The sequence below is a fragment of the Pseudomonas sp. GW821-FHT03A09 genome (assembly GCF_059421065.1).
Genome location: NZ_JBWKUX010000014.1, coordinates 1 through 18,975, shown reverse-complemented (window position 1 = coordinate 18,975; position 18,975 = coordinate 1). Strand labels below are relative to the sequence as shown.

Below are 18,975 nucleotides of genomic sequence, written 5' to 3'. Positions count from 1 at the left end.
ATACCTGACTGTTAGCTCCTCAAGCCACGAGGCACCTCATGATCCGCGAAGAATTCCTGCGTTTGGCCGCTGCCGGCTATAACCGTATTCCCATGGCCCGCGAAACCCTGGCGGACTTCGACACGCCGTTGTCGATCTACCTGAAATTGGCTGACGAGCCCAACTCCTACCTGCTCGAATCGGTGCAGGGCGGCGAGAAATGGGGGCGTTATTCGATCATCGGCCTGCCGTGCCGCACCGTGCTGCGGGTACACGACCATCGGGTGAGCATCACCCATGATGGCGTCGAGATCGAAAGCCACGACGTGGAAGACCCGCTGGCCTTCGTTGAATCCTTCAAGGCGCGCTACAACGTGCCGACCATTCCCGGCCTGCCGCGCTTCAACGGCGGCCTGGTGGGTTACTTCGGCTACGACTGCGTGCGTTATGTGGAAAAGCGCTTGGGCAAATGCCCGAACCCGGACCCACTGGGCGTGCCGGACATTCTGCTGATGGTCTCCGACGCGGTGGTGGTGTTCGACAACCTCGCTGGCAAGATGCATGCGATCGTCCTGGCAGACCCGTCCCAGGCGGATGCGTTCGAACAAGGCCAGGCCAGCCTCGAAGCCTTGCTGGAAAAACTGCGTCAGCCGATCACCCCGCGTCGTGGCCTGGACCTCAGCCGCCCGCCTGCTGCCGACCCGGTGTTCCGCTCCAGCTTTACTCAGGATGACTACGAGCGTGCAGTCGACACGATCAAGGAATACATCCTCGCCGGTGACTGCATGCAGGTGGTGCCGTCGCAACGTATGTCCATCGATTTCAAGGCCGCACCGATCGATCTGTATCGCGCGCTGCGCTGTTTCAACCCGACGCCGTACATGTACTTCTTCAACTTTGGCGACTTCCATGTGGTGGGCAGTTCGCCTGAAGTATTGGTGCGGGTTGAAGACAACCTGATCACTGTGCGCCCCATTGCCGGCACGCGCCCGCGTGGCGCGACAGAAGAGGCGGATCTGGCGCTGGAAGAAGATCTGCTGAGCGACGACAAGGAAATCGCCGAGCACTTGATGCTCATCGACCTGGGCCGCAACGATACCGGGCGAGTTTCGGAAATCGGTTCGGTGAAACTGACCGAGAAGATGGTGATCGAGCGTTATTCCAATGTGATGCACATCGTCTCCAACGTCACCGGTGAGTTGAAGGCTGGCTTGACCGCGATGGACGCATTACGGGCGATCCTGCCAGCGGGCACTTTGTCGGGGGCGCCGAAGATCCGTGCGATGGAGATCATCGACGAGCTGGAGCCAGTCAAGCGTGGCGTCTACGGCGGTGCGGTGGGTTATTTCGCCTGGAACGGCAACATGGACACCGCGATTGCGATCCGCACGGCGGTGATCAAGGATGGCGAACTGCATGTGCAAGCGGGTGGCGGGATTGTGGCTGACTCGGTGCCGGCCCTGGAGTGGGAAGAAACCCTGAACAAGCGCCGCGCGATGTTCCGTGCCGTAGCCTTGGCCGAACAAACCCCGCAAAGCTAACGGCCAGGCACAGATTCAAGTGTGGGAGCGGGCTTGCCCGCGATGGCAGAGTGTCAGTCGATACATTTAGTGACTGATCCACCGACATCGCGGGCAAGCCCGCTCCCACAGTTGTTTGGTGAACAGTTATAGACCGGTCTAGAAGTCCAGGCTCACACCAACGCTCACCCCTTGCTGAGTCAGGTTGTCATCCTTCCTCACGTTATACGCCGCCCTCAGCGCCAGCTCCTGCGTCAGCTTATGGCTGACACCCAGGCTCAAGCGATCCGAGTTGCTGCGGGGCGTGTAGCCGTCCAGCTTGAAATCGATCCCCTGCACGCTGTTGAGCGAGATCTTCACCTTTTGGGTGTCGTTTTCGAACTCGTGCTCGTGAGCCACTTCGCCAAACACCTGGGTTTGCGGCGTCACACGGTAGCTGCCCTGCAGGCCCAAGCCGAGACGCTTGGAGTCGCGTTGTTGATCGGCGAAGGTCAGAGCGGTGGAACGGTTGTCTTTTTCCGAGTAGCCATCCACTTCAACCCGCGAGTAATCGGCACTGACGAAGGGCGACAAGTGCCAGTCGCTGCCTGGCGCGGCAATGTCATAGCCCACGCGGCCACTCAAGGCCCACAACCAGCCGTCCGTGTCGCCTTTCTCGGAGCCTTCGCTGACGCCCAGGGCGAACTTGCGTTTGAGGCTGTCGAAGTCCAGCTTGCCGCCGGTGAGTGCGGCATCGGCCCACCAATGGTTTTGCTGGTACTGCGCGAAAGCGCTGCCCATGTAGCTGTTGAGCTTGTAGTCAGAATCGCGTGCACCGGCTTCGAGGGTCTGGCGATACAGCCCGGCTGCGACGCCTACGCGCCAGCTCTCATTGAGCCGGTAGCTGCCGCCGACATTCACGTTGTAGCCACTGCCATCACCGCTGGCCGAGCTGCTTTGATCGTCGAAATCCAAGTGTTGGCCACCACCGGCCACAATCGCTCGCCATTGGCCCACCGCCTGCCAGTTGTCGCTGTCGGCTTGCCATTGGTTGCGCAGCTCATCCTGGTGCGCGCGCAGGGTGCCTTGGGCCATCTCCGGCAGCAGGCTCACTTCCCATGGCGCCGCGAGCAGCGAGTAAGCGTAGTCGGCGATCAGCCGTTGCCCGGCAATGGTGGGGTGCACCGTGTCGTTGTAGATCAGCTTGGTCGGGTCTGGGTGGGTGCCGCCAAGCCCATAGGTCGGGTTGGCGCAATCAGGGTCGCTGAAGCAGGTACCGGTGAGGTTCTGGTCGGTGGCCAGGCCGAAGCGGGCCGGGTCGGCGAAGGTTTCCTTCAACAGCAGCGGGATGTTCAGCGGAATGACCTGAGCGTCGATCTGCGACAGGCGTTGTACCAGCGCCTGGTTGAAAATGTTGCTCAGGGCCGTGCTTGGCCCTTGCGCCGGCGTGCCGTTGATGGCCGGTGTCAGCCCCAGGTCAGGCAACATCCACACCATGATGTAGCGCGCCCCCGCTTGTTGCAGGGCTTGGGCGCTGTCGGCCAGGCGTCCGCCCGCGGCAACCGCTTGGTCGGGACTGAGTACGCGGCCTTGCAAAAAATCATTGCCGCCACCGGAGAGGAAATACAGTGCGTTGGGGTCGGCTCGTCCGCCATTGGCGGGCAGGTAACCCTGGCGGCTGCGCAGCACGGTGCCACCACCGGGGTTGCCGGGTGGAATCGCTGCGTTGGAGACTGAGGTGATGGAGTCCAGGATATTGTCGGTACGGTAGCCGCCGACGGCCCAGTTGTTCCCGTCAGGCAGACCTTGTGCCGCTCGAACCGGGGAAGTGGAGGCGTTCAGGTCGTTTGGCGCAACCCCCAGCTTTGCGCCGAGCAGGGTTGATGAAACCAGGCCATAGTCGCCCTGGAACGTTGGTCCTGTACGGTTGGTGAAGCGCAAGGTGGCCCCGGCATTGCCATCGGGGAACTGGCCGGCGTCCGCGAGACTGTCGCCGAACACCACCATGGTTGAGTAAGGTGAAGGGGCTGCAAGTGCCTGCGTGCAGGCCAGGGACAGGAGGCAACTAGCCAGGGGCGCGAAAAACGGTGCTCTGAGCATGCAAAAGTCCATTTAGTTGTTGTTGTTGTTGTTGTTGTTGTTGTTGTTGTTGTTGTTGTTGTTGTGTCGGAAGTGAGACATTAGCAAAGCGTAGGGTGTTTTCTGCAAGTGAAAACAGAATTTGCCTACAAGTCGTTTGTAGGAGGTTTTCCCGTATTTGCGGCTCCATATTGCACCGCTGGCGAGGCTACGTTACTGTGCCTGAACGTATGAACGAGACCCTCCCCGTGTTGATCATCAGCAAACTCTTGATGCGAGTAGTCAAGGCACACGCCCGTTGGCGTTGGCGCGCCTGACATTTTTCTCTGCCGGCCCGGCCGGACCTGTACCGATTTGCCTTCTGCACCCTCTGTTTGACGCCCCTTGCCGGCTCACCCTGGCAACCGGAACGTGCGTCTGGCAGCGGGACACTCTCTTGGAAGGCGGTCATTCGAAATCAGTGAATTCAAGAGGTTTGAACCCACATGTTGCTGATGATTGATAACTACGATTCCTTTACCTACAACGTTGTGCAGTACCTGGGCGAACTCGGTGCCGAGGTCAAGGTGGTGCGCAACGATGAGCTGACCGTGGCCGAGATCGCCGCCCTGAACCCGGAGCGCATTGTGGTTTCCCCGGGCCCGTGCACGCCGACCGAGGCGGGTATCTCCCTCGAAGCGATCAAGTACTTCGCTGGTAAGTTGCCGATCCTGGGTGTGTGCCTGGGCCATCAGTCCATCGGCCAGGCCTTTGGCGGTGACGTGGTGCGCGCGCGCCAGGTCATGCACGGCAAGACCAGCCCGGTGTTCCATAAAGACCTGGGGGTATTCCACGGCCTCAACCTGCCGGTGACCGTGACTCGCTACCACTCACTGGTGGTCAAGCGCGAAACGTTGCCTGAATGCCTGGAACTGACCGCCTGGACCCAGCTGGAAGACGGCTCGGTCGACGAGATCATGGGCTTGCGCCACAAGACACTGAATATCGAAGGGGTGCAGTTTCACCCCGAATCGATCCTGACCGAGCAGGGCTACGAGCTGTTCGCCAACTTTCTCAAGCAGAGCGGCGGCACGCGCTAAGGACTTTCCATGGATATCAAGACTGCCCTGAGCCGTATCGTCGGCCATCTGGACCTGAGCACCGCTGAAATGAGCGATGTGATGCGCGAAATCATGACCGGTCAATGCACCGATGCGCAGATCGGCGCATTCATGATGGCGATGCGCATGAAGAGCGAGAGCATCGACGAAATCGTCGGCGCCGTGTCGGTGATGCGCGAGCTGGCAGACAAGGTCGAACTCAATACCCTCGAAGGTGTGGTCGACGTGGTCGGCACCGGCGGTGACGGCGCCAACATCTTCAACGTGTCGACGGCTTCATCCTTTGTGGTTGCCGCCGCTGGCTGCACCGTGGCCAAGCACGGTAACCGTGCGGTCTCCGGCAAAAGCGGCAGTGCCGACTTGCTGGAAGCGGCCGGGATCTACCTGAACCTGACGCCGGTGCAAGTGGCGCGCTGCATCGACAGCGTCGGCATTGGCTTCATGTTTGCCCAGTCCCATCACGGTGCTATGAAATACGCCGCTGGCCCGCGCAAGGATCTTGGCCTGCGTACCCTGTTCAACATGCTCGGCCCGCTTACGAATCCGGCCGGTGTGAAACATCAGGTGGTGGGCGTTTTCAGCCAGGCGCTGTGCCGGCCATTGGCCGAAGTGCTGCAGCGTTTGGGCAGCAAGCACGTGCTGGTGGTGCATTCCAAGGATGGCCTGGACGAATTCAGCCTGGCGGCACCGACCTTTGTGGCGGAGCTGAAAAATGACCAGGTCACTGAATACTGGGTCGAGCCCGAAGACCTTGGTATGAAGAGCCAGAGCTTGCACGGCCTGTCGGTGGAAAGTCCGGCAGCGTCACTGGAATTGATCCGTGATGCCTTGGGGCGCCGTAAGACTGAAAACGGCCAAAAAGCAGCAGAAATGATTGTTCTGAATGCTGGCGCAGCACTTTACGCAGCGGACCACGCCTATAGTCTTAAGGAAGGTGTCGCTTTGGCCCACGATGCGTTGCACACCGGTCTGGCTCGCGAGAAGCTCGAAGAGTTGGGAGCATTCACCGCTGTGTTCAAGATGGAGAATGAAGGATGAGTGTTCCGACCGTTCTGGAAAAGATTCTGGCCCGCAAAGCCGAAGAAGTCGCCGAGCGCCGTGCCTGTGTGAGTCTGGCGGAACTCGAGGCCCAGGCGAAAGTCGCCGATGCTCCGCGCGGCTTTGCCAAGGCTTTGATGGCTCAGGCCAAGCTCAAGCAGCCAGCCGTGATTGCCGAGATCAAAAAGGCCTCGCCGAGCAAAGGCGTGATCCGCGAAAACTTTGTGCCATCCGAAATTGCCGTCAGCTATGAGAAGGGCGGTGCGACTTGCCTTTCGGTGCTGACCGATATCGATTTTTTCCAGGGCTCCGATGTGTTCCTGCAGCAGGCGCGTGCGGCGTGCAAGTTGCCGGTGATCCGCAAGGACTTCATGGTCGACCCGTATCAGATCGTCGAAGCCCGAGCCTTGGGCGCCGACTGCGTGCTGTTGATCGTCTCCGCACTGGATGACGTGAAAATGGCAGAGCTGGCGGCCGTGGCCAAGAGCGTCGGCTTGGACGTGTTGGTTGAAGTCCATGATGGCGACGAACTGGAGCGTGCGTTGAAAACCCTCGACACGCCGTTGGTGGGGGTCAACAACCGTAACCTGCATACCTTTGAAGTCAGCCTGGAAAATACCCTCGACCTGCTGCCGCGCATTCCACGGGATCGCCTGGTGATTACTGAGAGCGGTATCGTCAATCGCGCGGATGTTGAGCTGATGGAAATCAGTGGGGTGTATTCGTTCCTGGTGGGCGAGACCTTCATGCGTGCCGAGAACCCGGGGGCGGAGCTGCAGCGCTTGTTCTTCCCGGAGCGTGGTGTGGCGGTCAGCGGTTCGACCCTGGATTGATTTGAAACGCGGTCAGTGAGGGAGCTGGCTTTTGTGGGAGCTGGCTTGCCTGCGATAGCATCACCTTGGTGTCATTGATACACCGAGGTGTCTGTATCGCAGGCAAGCCAGCTCCCACATTTGATTCTGTCTTTATCCAGATAGGTAGGTGCTCGATGATCCAGCCAGTGTCGATGACCGTTGAAGCGGGGCTTGCCGCTGAGCAAGCCTTACTGGCTGCCGTTTGCGCCGGCGAACAGGAATCCGGCCTGCTGTTTTGGCAGCCCAGCGACCAAGCCTTGGTCATGCCACGTCGGTTAAGCCGCTTGCCAGCCTTCGAAACCGCCGGCCAGGTTTCAGCCGATGCCGGTTGGCCGGTGTTGCTGCGTGAAACAGGCGGCGAGCCGGTTCCGCAATCGGCGGCGACGGTAAACATTGCCCTGGTCTACGCCCCCCCGCGCAGTGAGGGCGATCAGAATCGGATCGAAACCGGTTACTTGCGTTTATGCCAGCCGATCTGCGATTTGCTGGTCGAGTTGGGAGGTGATGCCTCCGTCGGTGAAATCGACGGGGCGTTTTGTGACGGTCGTTACAACGTTAACCTCAACGGTCGTAAGATGGTCGGTACCGCCCAGCGCTGGCGACAAAGTGGCGGTCGTCCGGTGGGGTTAGTGCACGGTGCGCTGTTGCTGGAAAACGACCGCGAAGAACTGATCGCGGCGGTCAATCGCTTCAACGAAGCCTGCGGCCTCGACCAGCGAGTGCGTGCCGACAGCCATATCGCGCTGCACGAAGCCTTTCCCGCGCCGGATGCGATTAGTCGGCTGGATGCCTTGTACCGTCAAATGCTAGCCAGTTTCCTGCCGATTTAACGCGTCCCGAACACCACCATCGTTTTGCCTTTGACGTGCACCAGGTTGCGCTCTTCCAGATCCTTGAGCACGCGACCGACCATCTCCCGTGAGCAACCGACAATGCGCCCGATTTCCTGGCGCGTGACCTTGATCTGCATACCATCGGGGTGAGTCATGGCATCAGGCTGTTTGCACAACTCAAGCAGGCAGCGCGCCACACGGCCGGTCACATCAAAGAATGCCAAGTCGCCCACCTTGCGTGTGGTGTCGCGCAGGCGCTGGGCGATCTGACCACTCAGGGCGTACAGGATGTCGGGATCATGCTGGGCCAGTTCGCGGAATTTGGTGTAGCTGATTTCAGCCACTTCGCATTCGACTTTGGCCCGCACCCAAGCACTGCGTTCCTGCTCTTTACCCGCTTGCTCAAAGAGCCCGAGTTCCCCAAAAAAATCCCCCGTATTGAGGTACGCGATGATCATTTCGCGGCCGTCTTCATCCTCAATCAAGATAGTGACTGAGCCCTTCACAATGAAGAATAGGGTTTCCGAGCGCTCGCCCGCGCAGATGATGTTGTGCTTGGCCGGGTAGCGCCGGCGCTGGCAATACATCAACAACTTATCGAGGTTCTTGATCTTGGGTGTGGGAGTAAGAGCAACCATGGTTGTATCCCGAAAGACTACAGGGTGTGATTGGATTTGTTTTTATCCAGCGATGTCGGCATTGATACACGCTGTACAAAGGATGGCAATGCGCCATTGATTTGGCGCCAGCTTACCAGACACATTCTGCTTCGATTGATGAATTTACCGGGTAAGCGCTGTCATTGATCGCTTTCATGCGGTGCGCTGCGGTTCCGAGGCCCTGTGCTAAGCTGGCGACCCTTTTTTAGCAGTGGAGTCTGGGCGATGAAGGCACGCATCCAATGGGCGGGCGAAGCCATGTTCCTCGGTGAGTCGGGCAGTGGCCATGTGGTGGTCATGGACGGTCCGCCGGAAGCCGGTGGCCGTAACCTGGGCGTACGCCCGATGGAAATGCTCCTGCTGGGTGTAGGCGGTTGCAGCAATTTCGACGTGGTCAGCATCCTGAAAAAATCCCGTCAGGCCGTGGAAAGCTGTGAAGCCTTCCTGGAAGCCGAGCGCGCCACTGAAGATCCCAAGGTGTTTACCAAGATCCACATGCATTTCGTGGTGAAGGGCCGGGCGCTGAAAGAGGCTCAGGTCAAGCGTGCCATCGAGTTGTCGGCTGAGAAGTATTGCTCTGCATCGATCATGCTCGGCGCGGCCGGTGTGGCAATTACCCATGACTACGAAATCATCGAATTGGGCTGACGCAGCACGGCAAAAGAAAAGGGCGCTTCGATAGCGCCCTTTTTTGTGGATCAGATTTGATACGTTTATATACGGTAGGTGCTTTTGGTCATGACCTTGGCCAACAGGCTCATGCCGAACCTCACCGGTGCCGGGAAGCGGAAACCGCCAGCATCCAGCGCGCTTTCTGCGTGGTGTTCTTCATCGATGCGCATCTGCTCAAGAATGGCGCGGGACTTCTCGTCCTCCACCGGCAATTGCTCCAGGTGTTCATCCAGGTGTTTGCACACCTGATGTTCCGTCGCGGCAACAAAACCGAGGCTGACCTTATCGCTGATCAAGCCAGCAGCAGCGCCGATACTGAACGACAAACCATAGAACAGTGGGTTCAGCACGCTGGGATGACTGCCCAACTGACGAATGCGTTGCTCGCACCAGGCCAGGTGGTCGATCTCTTCTTCGGCCGCATGTTCCATCGCTGCGCGTACTTGCGGCAGTTTGGCGGTCAATGCCTGTCCCTGGTACAGCGCTTGCGCACACACTTCACCGGTATGGTTGATACGCATCAGGCCGGCGACGTGGCGGGTGTCGGTCTCGCTCATCTGCGCATCAGGTTGCACGATGGCGGGCGATGGGCGGTACGGTTGGCCACTGAATGGCAACAGCGTACGCATGGCCATGTCGGCTTGCAGCAACAGACGGTCAATCGGCGAGTAGTGACGTTGGGTAGTCATGCTGACCTCCGGGAAGAATCTCGGCGGCCAGTTTACCGCAAGAGAGGGCGAAGCGTTTGCGCTGAGTCAAGGGCATGGGGTCGCAGCCTTGGGCCGCGACCTATACGGTAGGGCTGATCAGCCCGGTGGCCAGTTCATCTGGCGCTGACCCAGCACGTGCATATGGATGTGATAAACGGTCTGTCCGCCATCTTCGTTGCAGTTCATAACCACGCGAAAACCTTTTTCGCAGCCTTGTTCCACGGCCAGGCGCTGGGCTGTGAACAGAATATGGCCTGCCAGGGCTTTGTCTTCTTCCGTGAGGTCATTGAGGGTACGGATCGGCTTTTTCGGGATGACTAGAAAATGCACGGGGGCCATTGGGGCAATATCGTGGAAGGCGAGGACCTGATCATCTTCATAGATGATCTTCGCAGGTATTTCTCTGTTGATGATCTTGGTGAACAGAGTATCCACAGCTGTTTCTCCATTATGAAAGTGCAGGGTGAGTGTACCCAGGCCGTCAGCGCGGGCAATAGGCCTTGTTGATCGCGCCAGCGATCTTGCGGGTCAACCAACGTGGGCTGAAACGCGGGCTGAAGGCGAGCCAGCGGTTGCGCCGCCCGGGAATGATGATGGCTTTATTTTTTTCCAAGGCGCGTACGGTATAGAGCGCCACTTCTTCGGGGCTCATCAGTTGCCCGCTGCGGTCGAGCTTGGCAGTGTCCATTTGCGCGGTGCCGAAGAATGCCGTGCGCGTAGGGCCGGGGCACAGAACCGAGACCTTTATGCCGCTGGTCTTCAACTCTTCGCGCAAGCCTTCGGAGAAGTGCAGCACATAAGCCTTGCTGGCGTAGTAGCTGCTCATCCACGGGCCCGGCTGGAACGCGGCGATCGAAGCAACGTTTAGAATTTGCCCGCCACCATGCAGCGCCATGGCATTGCCCAGAGCGTGACACATGCGTGTCAGGGCCAGGATGTTGACTTCGATCAGGTCCTGTTCGGTCATCCAGTCCTGGGCCAGAAATGGCCCGCTGGTGCCGATACCGGCGCAGTTCACCAGCAAGTCGATCTGGCGTTCGCCTTCTTCGAGTTCCAGCAGGAACCCGGATAACCGCAGGGGCTCGCCCAGGTCACAGGCACGAAACAGCACCTCGACGCCAAAGCGTTGAGTCAATTCGATTGCAATGCTTTCCAACTGATCACGCTGGCGAGCCACCAGAATCAAGCTGCGGCCGCGCCGAGCCAAGGCTTCGGCCAAAGCCAGGCCGATGCCGCTGGAGGCGCCGGTGATCAGAGCGTAACGGGTCATGCCTTTCTCCATCGCAACGCCGCCGAGCCGGTGACAGAGGCATCACAGGCTGGCGGGCGTTTCTTTACTGTTCTGGAGAGTCTACAGGTTCGGCTGCTTCATCAGCACTTTGCGCCTCTTCTTCATCCACGATGACGCTTTGATCGGTGGCGTCATCGGAGGTGATTGAGCTGTTTTCGTAACCACTGTCCATGTTGGCTTCGAGCTGGTTCAGGTAGCCGTTCATGCCCAGTGTGACCACGATGGCCAACATCACTGGAATAAACGCCAGCCACAGGGTGGCCAAAACCTTTACTGCCGTAGAGTTGCGTGGTGGGGGCGCGCCGTATTGGTTGGCGCCTGCATTGCCGGGCAATACCAGCAACAGGATCGGGAAGACACTGTTCACCAGCGGGACCAGGTTCAGGAACCACAACCAGCCGGACCAGCCAAGGTCATGCAGTCGCTGCACCGCGATTTGCACGCTGACCCAGAGAATGGCCACGAACAACGCAAAACCCAGCAGCGACCCCAGAATGATGCCCGCTGTCGGCGAGGCGGTTGCCACGGCGAAGCCAGCAGTGGCGATGATGCCGGAGGCAACGAGCATCGCAACGGTCAGCACCAGCGTCCAAGCCAGGTAGCGCAGGCGGCCAATGCGCCCGTGAATGGTGAAGACGTTGAGGGGGGCGTATTCCGGCAAGTCATCACCCACGGCCGCGCGCGGTGGCGCATAGGGGGAGGCCGCAGGCTGCGTGAAGTCGGAGGTGCCGGACGTTGTTTCGTGGGTTTCGGCGAGGCTGAAGGCCACCGGTTGTTCGGCTTCGATACGCGCATCGACTCCGGCATTTTTCAGTGCGTTGAGATAGGTTTCGGCGTCCGGGCGGGACAGGTCACGTTTCAACGCAACGGGGCGGCCGGTGAAGAGTTTTTCGATGGCTTCGACTTCACTCTTGAACAGCTCAGCGAGGTTCAGCTTGGCGGTGGTGCTTTCGACACCCGGGAGCAAGGCTCCATCAAACACAATCTTGAAACGGTTGTCGCTCATGCGGGCATCCTTGTCATCTCTAATGGGTAGGGTTGCAGGTCGGCTGTAGTCAGCAGACCTGCAAGTGTATCAGCGTGGCCAGCGCAACTGTGCCGCCTGCTCGCGGGCCTTGCGGTATTCGGCATCCAGGCGGGCAACGAGTTCGTCAACGCTGGGCAAGTCATCGATCTCCCCAACGCCTTGACCGGCAGACCACACCGTCTTCCAGGCCTTGGCCTCGTCACTGAGTGGCTTGAGCTTGGAGCCGAAGTTGACGTCACCCTTGCCTTGCAGGGCTGCGAGGTCGAAGCCGGCGTTTTCCAGGCTCTGGCGCATGAAGCTGGCGGGTACGCCGGAGACCGCTGGAGTGTGCACGATGTCGGCAGCCCGCGATGTGAGCAGCATCTCTTTATAGGCATCCGGTGCATGGCTTTCGGTGGTGCCGATAAAGCGCGTGCCGAAATACGCGAGGTCAGCGCCCAATAGCTGGGCGGCCAGGATCTCGTGCCCGTGATTCAGGCAACCGGCCAGTAGCAGGGTTTTATCGAAGAATTGGCGGATCTCGGCGATCAAGGAGAACGGGCTCCAGGTGCCGGCATGGCCACCGGCCCCGGCTGCGACCGCGATCAGGCCGTCGACACCTGCTTCTGCGGCTTTCTCTGCGTGGCGTCGGGTGGTGACGTCGTGAAACACCAGGCCGCCGTAACTGTGCACAGCATCGACCAGTTCTTTTACCGCGCCCAGGCTGGTGATGACGATCGGCACTTTATGCTCGACGCAGATCGCCAGGTCAGCCTCCAGGCGTGGGTTGCTGTTGTGCACGATCAGGTTGACGGCGTAGGGCGCGGGGTTGTCCAACTGCGCCAGGCCTGCTTCGATTTCTTCCAGCCAGGCCTTGAAGCCGCTGCTTTCGCGCTGGTTGAGCGCCGGGAAACTCCCCACCACCCCATTGCGACAGCACGCCAGGACCAGTTGCGGGTTGGAAATCAGGAACATCGGCGCAGCTACCACGGGCAGGCGCAGACGTTGTTCAAGCAAAGCGGGCAGCGACATTGGAGGTACCCCGTGTGATTGAAGTTAGAACGGTTTGACCACGACCAAAATTACGATAGCCAGCAATATCAGAACCGGCACTTCATTGAACCAGCGATAAAAGACATGGCTGCGGGTGTTTTCGCCACGGGCAAAACGTTTTACCTGCGCGCCGCACATGTGGTGGTAGCCGATCAGCACTACGACCAGCGTCAGCTTGGCGTGGATCCAGGCGCCTGATTGAAAGATGCCTGGGTTGAGTACAAGCATCCAGATGCCGAACACTAGCGCGGCAACCATCGCCGGCCCCATGATGCCGCGGTAAAGCTTGCGCTCCATCACGCTGAAGCGTTCCTTGCTGACGGTGTCTTCGCTTTGGGCGTGGTAGACGAACAGGCGTGGCAGGTAGAACAGTCCGGCAAACCAGCAGACGATACTGACGATATGGAAGGCTTTGACCCATAGATAAAGCATTTTTAGTTATTCCCAGGTTCACGGTAGCCAAGATAGTAGTGGCTCATGCGCCCATACGTCACGTTGGCGGTTGTCGCAGGACGATACGGCCCCTATTATCGACGGCTTTCCAGTGGGTTCGTTGAGGGCAGGTTTATGGTCAAGGTCGGTATCGTCGGCGGCACGGGTTACACCGGTGTCGAATTGCTGCGTCTGTTGGCTCAGCATCCGCAGGCAGAGGTGGTGGTCATCACTTCCCGATCCGAGGCCGGGCTGGCTGTGGCCGATATGTACCCGAACCTGCGAAGCCATTATGACGGCCTGGCATTCAGCGTGCCGGACATCAAGACCCTGGGTGCCTGTGACGTGGTGTTCTTCGCCACGCCGCACGGTGTTGCCCACGCATTGGCCGGTGAACTGCTGGCGGCCGGCACCAAGGTGATTGACCTGTCCGCTGACTTCCGCCTGCAGGATGCCGATGAGTGGGCCAAGTGGTACGGCCAGCCGCACGGTGCACCGCAGTTGCTGGAGGAGGCCGTGTATGGCTTGCCGGAAGTCAATCGTGAGCAAATCAAGCAAGCGCGTCTGATTGCCGTGCCGGGCTGCTATCCGACGGCGACTCAGTTGGGTTTCCTGCCATTGCTGGAAGCCGGGCTGGCGGACACTTCGCGTTTGATCGCGGACTGCAAATCGGGTGTGAGCGGCGCCGGTCGTGGCGCGGCGGTGGGGTCGCTGTACTCCGAAACGTCGGAAAGCATGAAGGCTTATGCCGTAAAAGGACATCGTCACCTGCCGGAAATCCGCCAGGGGTTGCGTCGTGCGGCGGGCAAGGACGTGGGTCTGACCTTCGTGCCTCACCTGACCCCGATGATCCGCGGTATTCACTCCACGTTGTACGCGACCGTGGTTGACCGCTCGGTGGACCTGCAAGCGCTGTTTGAAAAGCGTTACGCCAATGAGCCGTTCGTCGACGTTATGCCTGCCGGCAGCCATCCGGAAACCCGTAGCGTGCGTGGTGCCAACGTATGCCGTATTGCCGTGCACCGCCCGCAGGATGGCGACTTGGTGGTAGTGCTGTCGGTAATCGATAACCTAGTCAAGGGGGCGTCGGGCCAAGCGGTACAGAACATGAACATTCTGTTCGGCCTGAATGAGAAGTTGGGCTTGTCCCATGCAGGCATGCTGCCTTAAGACGATTTTGTCGCTGTGCAAGAGGCCCGTTGATCGGGCCTTTTGTGTTTTTAATGGCGGCAGAGCAGATTGATATACCGTAACAATAGTTGACCGCTTTTCTAGGAGAAGCGGATAATGCCGGCCATTACGCATATGGCGGCGCTACGCCGGGAGATTATCAGCATGAGCGTTGAATCCTTCACCCCCACGGCTTTGCAATTCACCCACGGTGCTGCGCACAAGGTGAAGAGCCTGGTCGATGAAGAGGGTAATGATCGCTTGAAGCTGCGCGTGTTCGTTACGGGCGGCGGTTGTTCAGGGTTTCAGTACGGTTTTACCTTCGATGAAGATGTGGCCGATGACGACACCATCGTCGAGCGCGAAGGCGTCAGTCTGGTCGTGGACCCGATGAGCTTCCAATACCTGGCAGGTGCAGAGGTGGATTATCAGGAAGGTCTGGAAGGTTCGCGTTTCGTGATCAAGAATCCTAATGCCACCACTACCTGTGGTTGTGGGTCCTCGTTCTCGATTTGATCGATAGACTGATCCCGAAAGAATGAAAACGCCGCTTGGCTTTGATCGGCCAAGCGGCGTTTTGCTATCTGCGATTCAGGGACGTGTCAGGCAGGGTAGATTGCTCCCAGAACCCGTAGCCCGCGTGCGCCGGTAACGCTCGGGCGGTTGGCGGCGATACCTTCGAGGCAGCAATGGGCTAGCCAGGCGAAGGCCATGGCTTCGACCCAGTCGGGGTCTACGCCGTAGGTGGCGGTGCTTTCGACCTGAGTGGCGGGTAGTAACGCGGCCAGGCGTTTCATCAGCGTGGCGTTATGGGCGCCACCGCCACAGATCAGGAGTGTCTCGGTTCCGGATTGTGCGGCTTGCAGGGATTCGACAATGGTGAGGGCTGTCAGCTCAAGCAGGGTTGCCTGTACATTCTGGGGTTGGAATGCGGGCAATTTGCCGAGGTGCTGTTGCAGCCATCCCAGGTTGAAGACTTCGCGCCCGGTGCTTTTCGGGCCTTTGGTCTGGAAGAAGGGATCGCTGAGCAACGTGTTGAGTAGCTGGAGCTCAACCTTGCCGCTGGCTGCCCACTGGCCGTCGCGGTCAAAGTGATCGCCGCGTTGATGGTGAATCCACGCATCCAGTAGGACGTTGCCCGGGCCGCAGTCGAAGCCGGCTACAGGCTTGCCAGTCTCGATCAGGCTGAGGTTACTGAAACCTCCCACATTTAATACGGCACGGTTACCGGTGCGCTCACCAAATAACGCTTCGTGGAAGGCGGGCACCAGTGGGGCGCCCTGGCCGCCGGCGGCAACATCGCGGCTGCGGAAGTCGCTGACCACGGTGATGTTCGTCAGCTCGGTGAGCAACGCCGGATTACCGATTTGTATGGTGAAGCCCCGGGCAGGCTCATGGCGGATGGTCTGGCCATGGCTGCCGATCGCACGAATGTCCTGGGGCTTGAGGTTTTGCTGGTCGAGTAGAGTGTGAATGCCTTGCGCGGCCAAGTTCACCCAGTTCTGCTGGGCAATGGCTGATCGGGCGATCTCATCCGGCCCGCTGGCGCATAAGGCGAGCAATTCGGTACGCAAGGTATCTGGCATCGGGATGTAGTGCGTGGCGATCAACTTGATCGCCGGGCCTTGCTCGATCAAGGCGATGTCCAGGCCATCGAGGCTGGTCCCGGACATCACTCCTATATAGAGAGGCATACCTTAACGCTTCGCCGATGCTAGCAGGGTGGAGCGCTCTTGATCCATGCGCGCCATCAACGGCTGGCTTTGTTGCAGGAAGCGTGCGCGTTCGGCCTTGGCGATTGGGTCTGCCATCGGCAGCTTCTGGCCCAGTGGGTCCACGTGGACGCCGTTGACCTGGAACTCATAGTGCAAGTGTGGGCCGGTCGACAGGCCAGTGGTTCCGATATAGCCAATCACCTGGCCTTGCTTCACGTTGCTGCCTGTCGATACGCCTTTGGCGAAGCCTTGCATGTGGCCATACAGCGTACGGTAGGTGTTGCCGTGCTGGATGATCACCGTGTTGCCGTAACCGCCACGGCGTCCGGCCAGCAGGACTTTGCCGTCGCCGGCCGCCTTGATTGGCGTGCCGCGAGGGGCTGCGTAGTCGACGCCTTTGTGGGCGCGAATTTTGTTCAGAATTGGATGCTTGCGACCCATGGAGAAACGCGAGCTAATACGGGCGAAGTCCACCGGCGTGCGGATGAAGGCTTTGCGCATGCTGTTGCCATCGGCGGTGTAGTAGCTGGTATTGCCTTGTTTGTTGGTATAGCGAACCGCAGTGTAGGTCTTGCCGCGGTTGGTGAAGCGTGCAGAAAGAATGGCGCCGGTGCCAACGACCTTGCCGTTGGCGACTTTCTGCTCGTAGATCACGTCGAACTCGTCACCCTGGCGGATGTCTTGGGCGAAGTCGATGTCGTAGCCGAACACACTGGCCATGTCCATGGTCATGCTGTGGGACAGGCCGGCGCGGGCGGCCGATTGAGACAGCGAGCTATTGATTACGCCGTGCACGTAGGCGGAGCGCATCAGGGGCTTGGTGGTGGTGCGGTTGAAGGCAAAGCCTTTTGCACCCTTGGTCAGGCTGATGCTTTCCAGGTCGCTGATATTGGTGTGCAGATTCTTCAGTTGTCCTGCGGGCGTCAGTTCGAATTCGAGCTTTTGGCCGTGTTTGAGCTGGGTAAATTGCTTGGCTTGTTTATCGCTGGCCAGCACGTCAGTCACGGTGGCGGCAGGCAGGCCTACCTTTTCGAACAGGGTGGATAGTGTGTCGCCTTTGGCCACGATGACTTCGCGGTGCTGTGGGTTCTTGGGGGCGACTACCGTAGGCTGTTCCTGGGTGGCTTGCTGGGTGTCCTCGGGAGTGCTTTCTATTTGTGCGAACGGGGACTCAGTTGGAGCATTTGTGGCTTGCTGTGCGTCGGAAGCGTCTTGATCTTGTGTCAGTTGTTCAACTGGGCTTTCCAGGTCAAGGCTCAGGGATGTTCGTTTGGCTTCTACGTCACTGGAAGGGAATACCAGGAGTGCCAGGCTGAGAAGAGCGGCGATACCACTTGCGGCGAGCAGGTGGGTCTTCGGGTAAAGCGGCGGCGCTTTAGACGGTTCTGTGGTCATAAGTAATTTTGACTTTGAAGATGAAATGGAAAAGATGAATGACATGATGAAGATGAAATAACTGTATAAAATATAACCAAATCATCTGTGGCGCAAGCTCGCGAACGCTGGGCTTGCTGAGTGGTGTCCGTGCGTAGGGCAAAACTTGTAATTAGTCCCTGATCTTGTATGGTTGGTTCCCTTTTGAATTCGAGCCTTGCGGGTCTGTTATGAAGTCGGTTGAAGAGCAGCTAGCGCTGATAAAACGTGGTGCGGAAGAACTGTTGGTCGAGGCTGAGCTGATCGAGAAGCTCAAGCGTGGCCAACCCCTGCGTATCAAGGCTGGCTTTGATCCGACGGCGCCGGATCTGCACCTGGGTCATACCGTGCTTATTAATAAGCTGCGTCAGTTCCAGGAGCTGGGGCATCAGGTCATCTTTCTCATCGGTGACTTCACCGGGATGATTGGTGATCCGAGCGGCAAGAGCACAACACGCCCACCGCTGACCCGTGAGCAGGTTCTCGACAATGCCGAGACCTATAAGACACAAGTATTCAAGATTCTCGACCCGGCCAAGACCGAGGTGGCGTTCAACTCCACTTGGATGGACCAGATGGGGCCGGCGGACTTTATTCGCCTGACCTCTCAGTACACCGTCGCGCGAATGCTTGAGCGTGATGACTTCGACAAGCGCTACTCCACGAATCAGCCGATCGCTATTCACGAGTTTCTGTATCCGCTGGTTCAGGGGTATGACTCGGTGGCGTTGCGCGCGGACGTCGAGTTGGGCGGTACTGATCAGAAATTCAACTTGCTGATGGGGCGTGAGCTGCAGCGTGCATACGGGCAAGAAGCTCAATGCATTTTGACCATGCCGTTGTTGGAAGGGTTGGATGGTGTCAAGAAGATGTCCAAATCCCTGGGTAACTATGTGGGCATCCAGGAAGCGCCGGGCGTGATGTACGGCAAGCTGGTTTCTATTCCGGATGCGCTGATGTGGCGTTACTTCGAGCTGCTGAGCTTCCGCTCGATGGATGAGGTCAATGCACTGCGCGCTGAAGTAGAGGCAGGTGCCAATCCGCGTGATGTGAAGATCAAGCTGGCGGAAGAGATTGTTGCCCGCTTCCATGGTGAAGAGGCTGCGGCCAGCGCTCATCGTGCGGCGGGTAATCGTATGAAGGATGGCGAGTTGCCGGATGATCTGCCGGAGATTGAGTTGGCTGCTGCGGAGGCAATGCCGATTGCGGCCGTCCTTAATAAGGCGGGCCTGGTGAAGAACTCGGCGGTGGCGCGTGATCTGCTGGGTTCCGGTGGTGTGCGTATAGATGGTGAAGTGGTTGATCGCACCTTTATATACGAGCTCGGCGCTACCCACGTTTGTCAGGCTGGGAAGAAAGCGTTTGCGCGTATTACGCTCAAGGCTGAATAAAGCTGAAATTAAGTGTTGACGGCGAATTATATCTGTCTATAATTCGCCCCACTTCCGGCGCAGTCGAAACGGAAAACTCCT

The 18,975-nt window shown here is 58.9% G+C and carries 19 protein-coding genes; 9 read left to right on the top strand and 10 right to left on the bottom strand.

All coding sequences use genetic code 11. The features are described from left to right. The first annotated feature begins 38 nt into the window (after positions 1-38). A complete protein-coding gene (gene trpE, locus AC07V4_RS22045; RefSeq protein ID WP_492634825.1) occupies positions 39-1,520 on the top strand; it encodes an anthranilate synthase component I in 1,482 nt (493 codons plus the stop codon). 138 nt (positions 1,521-1,658) lie between these two features. On the opposite strand, the gene estP is transcribed toward trpE, so the two are convergent. Continuing rightward, on the bottom strand, positions 1,659-3,578 hold the full coding sequence (gene estP, locus AC07V4_RS22040) for an esterase EstP (protein ID WP_492634824.1): 1,920 nt from the start codon (positions 3,576-3,578) through the stop codon (positions 1,659-1,661). A gap of 464 nt (positions 3,579-4,042) precedes the next feature. Here estP and AC07V4_RS22035 point away from each other — a divergent pair, with 464 nt between their 5' ends. The 4 genes from AC07V4_RS22035 to AC07V4_RS22020 all read left to right on the top strand — a co-directional run bounded on the left by AC07V4_RS22035 (position 4,043) and on the right by AC07V4_RS22020 (position 7,379). Beyond that, entirely contained in the window at positions 4,043-4,636 is a 594-nt protein-coding gene (locus AC07V4_RS22035) for an aminodeoxychorismate/anthranilate synthase component II (protein WP_017138081.1), read from the top strand. A gap of 9 nt (positions 4,637-4,645) precedes the next feature. Then, positions 4,646-5,695 (top strand): anthranilate phosphoribosyltransferase, encoded by a 1,050-nt coding sequence (trpD, locus tag AC07V4_RS22030; protein ID WP_492634823.1) that lies wholly within the window; start codon positions 4,646-4,648, stop codon positions 5,693-5,695. Continuing rightward, positions 5,692-6,528, top strand: coding sequence for an indole-3-glycerol phosphate synthase TrpC (gene trpC, locus AC07V4_RS22025; RefSeq protein ID WP_492634822.1), 837 nt, complete (start codon positions 5,692-5,694; stop codon positions 6,526-6,528). Before trpD ends, trpC begins: the two co-directional genes overlap by 4 nt. A gap of 155 nt (positions 6,529-6,683) precedes the next feature. Continuing rightward, positions 6,684-7,379: a lipoate--protein ligase family protein gene (locus tag AC07V4_RS22020; RefSeq protein ID WP_492634821.1), complete on the top strand. Its 696-nt coding sequence runs from the start codon at positions 6,684-6,686 to the stop codon at positions 7,377-7,379. Here AC07V4_RS22020 and crp read toward each other — a convergent pair. Further along, complete coding sequence (gene crp / locus AC07V4_RS22015; protein WP_431748613.1) at positions 7,376-8,020, bottom strand: cAMP-activated global transcriptional regulator CRP; 645 nt, start codon at positions 8,018-8,020, stop codon at positions 7,376-7,378. The genes AC07V4_RS22020 and crp overlap by 4 nt on opposite strands. Before the next feature lie 246 nt (positions 8,021-8,266). Here crp and AC07V4_RS22010 point away from each other — a divergent pair, with 246 nt between their 5' ends. Further along, positions 8,267-8,689, top strand: a complete 423-nt coding sequence (locus tag AC07V4_RS22010; protein WP_005792019.1) for an OsmC family protein — start codon at positions 8,267-8,269, stop codon at positions 8,687-8,689. 65 nt (positions 8,690-8,754) lie between these two features. On the opposite strand, the gene coq7 is transcribed toward AC07V4_RS22010, so the two are convergent. The 6 genes from coq7 to hemJ form a co-directional block, all read right to left on the bottom strand. Beyond that, complete coding sequence (gene coq7 / locus AC07V4_RS22005; protein ID WP_492634820.1) at positions 8,755-9,402, bottom strand: 2-polyprenyl-3-methyl-6-methoxy-1,4-benzoquinone monooxygenase; 648 nt, start codon at positions 9,400-9,402, stop codon at positions 8,755-8,757. Between the two features lie 117 nt (positions 9,403-9,519). Next, positions 9,520-9,858 carry a histidine triad nucleotide-binding protein gene (locus AC07V4_RS22000; protein WP_003210943.1) on the bottom strand — a complete coding sequence of 113 codons (339 nt, stop codon included), beginning with the start codon at positions 9,856-9,858 and terminating at the stop codon, positions 9,520-9,522. Between the two features lie 46 nt (positions 9,859-9,904). Then, positions 9,905-10,693 carry an SDR family NAD(P)-dependent oxidoreductase gene (locus tag AC07V4_RS21995; RefSeq protein WP_431748615.1) on the bottom strand — a complete coding sequence of 263 codons (789 nt, stop codon included), beginning with the start codon at positions 10,691-10,693 and terminating at the stop codon, positions 9,905-9,907. Between the two features lie 64 nt (positions 10,694-10,757). Further along, positions 10,758-11,720, bottom strand: a complete 963-nt coding sequence (locus AC07V4_RS21990; protein ID WP_492634819.1) for a DUF805 domain-containing protein — start codon at positions 11,718-11,720, stop codon at positions 10,758-10,760. A 69-nt stretch (positions 11,721-11,789) separates the two neighbouring features. Then, a complete protein-coding gene (locus AC07V4_RS21985) occupies positions 11,790-12,752 on the bottom strand; it encodes an NAD(P)H-dependent flavin oxidoreductase (RefSeq protein ID WP_492634818.1) in 963 nt (320 codons plus the stop codon). 24 nt (positions 12,753-12,776) lie between these two features. Next, the gene (gene hemJ / locus AC07V4_RS21980) at positions 12,777-13,205 is read right to left on the bottom strand and encodes a protoporphyrinogen oxidase HemJ (protein WP_492634817.1); all 429 of its coding nucleotides are present in this window, start codon (positions 13,203-13,205) and stop codon (positions 12,777-12,779) included. 135 nt (positions 13,206-13,340) lie between these two features. Here hemJ and argC point away from each other — a divergent pair, with 135 nt between their 5' ends. Together argC and erpA are read left to right on the top strand one after the other, a co-directional pair. Further along, positions 13,341-14,375, top strand: a complete 1,035-nt coding sequence (gene argC / locus AC07V4_RS21975) for an N-acetyl-gamma-glutamyl-phosphate reductase (RefSeq protein WP_492634816.1) — start codon at positions 13,341-13,343, stop codon at positions 14,373-14,375. Positions 14,376-14,540: 165 nt separating this feature from the next. Next, positions 14,541-14,891 carry an iron-sulfur cluster insertion protein ErpA gene (gene erpA, locus AC07V4_RS21970; protein WP_003176443.1) on the top strand — a complete coding sequence of 117 codons (351 nt, stop codon included), beginning with the start codon at positions 14,541-14,543 and terminating at the stop codon, positions 14,889-14,891. Between the two features lie 86 nt (positions 14,892-14,977). Here the strand turns inward: erpA and AC07V4_RS21965 are convergent, their stop codons facing one another. After that, complete coding sequence (locus AC07V4_RS21965) at positions 14,978-16,069, bottom strand: anhydro-N-acetylmuramic acid kinase (RefSeq protein ID WP_492634815.1); 1,092 nt, start codon at positions 16,067-16,069, stop codon at positions 14,978-14,980. Between the two features lie 3 nt (positions 16,070-16,072). After that, on the bottom strand, positions 16,073-17,485 hold the full coding sequence (locus tag AC07V4_RS21960) for a peptidoglycan DD-metalloendopeptidase family protein (RefSeq protein WP_492634814.1): 1,413 nt from the start codon (positions 17,483-17,485) through the stop codon (positions 16,073-16,075). Between the two features lie 209 nt (positions 17,486-17,694). On the opposite strand from AC07V4_RS21960, the gene tyrS reads away from it, so the two are divergent. Next, on the top strand, positions 17,695-18,894 hold the full coding sequence (gene tyrS, locus AC07V4_RS21955; protein ID WP_492634813.1) for a tyrosine--tRNA ligase: 1,200 nt from the start codon (positions 17,695-17,697) through the stop codon (positions 18,892-18,894). Positions 18,895-18,975: the final 81 nt, after the last annotated feature.

What these genes read in the sequence shown, in the direction of transcription:
- trpE (WP_492634825.1), top strand. Translation starts at nt 39, where the DNA reads ATGATCCGCGAAGAATTCCTGCGTTTGGCCGCTGCCGGCTATAACCGT.
- estP (WP_492634824.1), bottom strand. Translation starts at nt 3,578, where the DNA reads ATGCTCAGAGCACCGTTTTTCGCGCCCCTGGCTAGTTGCCTCCTGTCC.
- AC07V4_RS22035 (WP_017138081.1), top strand. Translation starts at nt 4,043, where the DNA reads ATGTTGCTGATGATTGATAACTACGATTCCTTTACCTACAACGTTGTG.
- trpD (WP_492634823.1), top strand. Translation starts at nt 4,646, where the DNA reads ATGGATATCAAGACTGCCCTGAGCCGTATCGTCGGCCATCTGGACCTG.
- trpC (WP_492634822.1), top strand. Translation starts at nt 5,692, where the DNA reads ATGAGTGTTCCGACCGTTCTGGAAAAGATTCTGGCCCGCAAAGCCGAA.
- AC07V4_RS22020 (WP_492634821.1), top strand. Translation starts at nt 6,684, where the DNA reads ATGATCCAGCCAGTGTCGATGACCGTTGAAGCGGGGCTTGCCGCTGAG.
- crp (WP_431748613.1), bottom strand. Translation starts at nt 8,020, where the DNA reads ATGGTTGCTCTTACTCCCACACCCAAGATCAAGAACCTCGATAAGTTG.
- AC07V4_RS22010 (WP_005792019.1), top strand. Translation starts at nt 8,267, where the DNA reads ATGAAGGCACGCATCCAATGGGCGGGCGAAGCCATGTTCCTCGGTGAG.
- coq7 (WP_492634820.1), bottom strand. Translation starts at nt 9,402, where the DNA reads ATGACTACCCAACGTCACTACTCGCCGATTGACCGTCTGTTGCTGCAA.
- AC07V4_RS21995 (WP_431748615.1), bottom strand. Translation starts at nt 10,693, where the DNA reads ATGACCCGTTACGCTCTGATCACCGGCGCCTCCAGCGGCATCGGCCTG.
- AC07V4_RS21990 (WP_492634819.1), bottom strand. Translation starts at nt 11,720, where the DNA reads ATGAGCGACAACCGTTTCAAGATTGTGTTTGATGGAGCCTTGCTCCCG.
- AC07V4_RS21985 (WP_492634818.1), bottom strand. Translation starts at nt 12,752, where the DNA reads ATGTCGCTGCCCGCTTTGCTTGAACAACGTCTGCGCCTGCCCGTGGTA.
- hemJ (WP_492634817.1), bottom strand. Translation starts at nt 13,205, where the DNA reads ATGCTTTATCTATGGGTCAAAGCCTTCCATATCGTCAGTATCGTCTGC.
- argC (WP_492634816.1), top strand. Translation starts at nt 13,341, where the DNA reads ATGGTCAAGGTCGGTATCGTCGGCGGCACGGGTTACACCGGTGTCGAA.
- erpA (WP_003176443.1), top strand. Translation starts at nt 14,541, where the DNA reads ATGAGCGTTGAATCCTTCACCCCCACGGCTTTGCAATTCACCCACGGT.
- AC07V4_RS21965 (WP_492634815.1), bottom strand. Translation starts at nt 16,069, where the DNA reads ATGCCTCTCTATATAGGAGTGATGTCCGGGACCAGCCTCGATGGCCTG.
- AC07V4_RS21960 (WP_492634814.1), bottom strand. Translation starts at nt 17,485, where the DNA reads ATGACCACAGAACCGTCTAAAGCGCCGCCGCTTTACCCGAAGACCCAC.
- tyrS (WP_492634813.1), top strand. Translation starts at nt 17,695, where the DNA reads ATGAAGTCGGTTGAAGAGCAGCTAGCGCTGATAAAACGTGGTGCGGAA.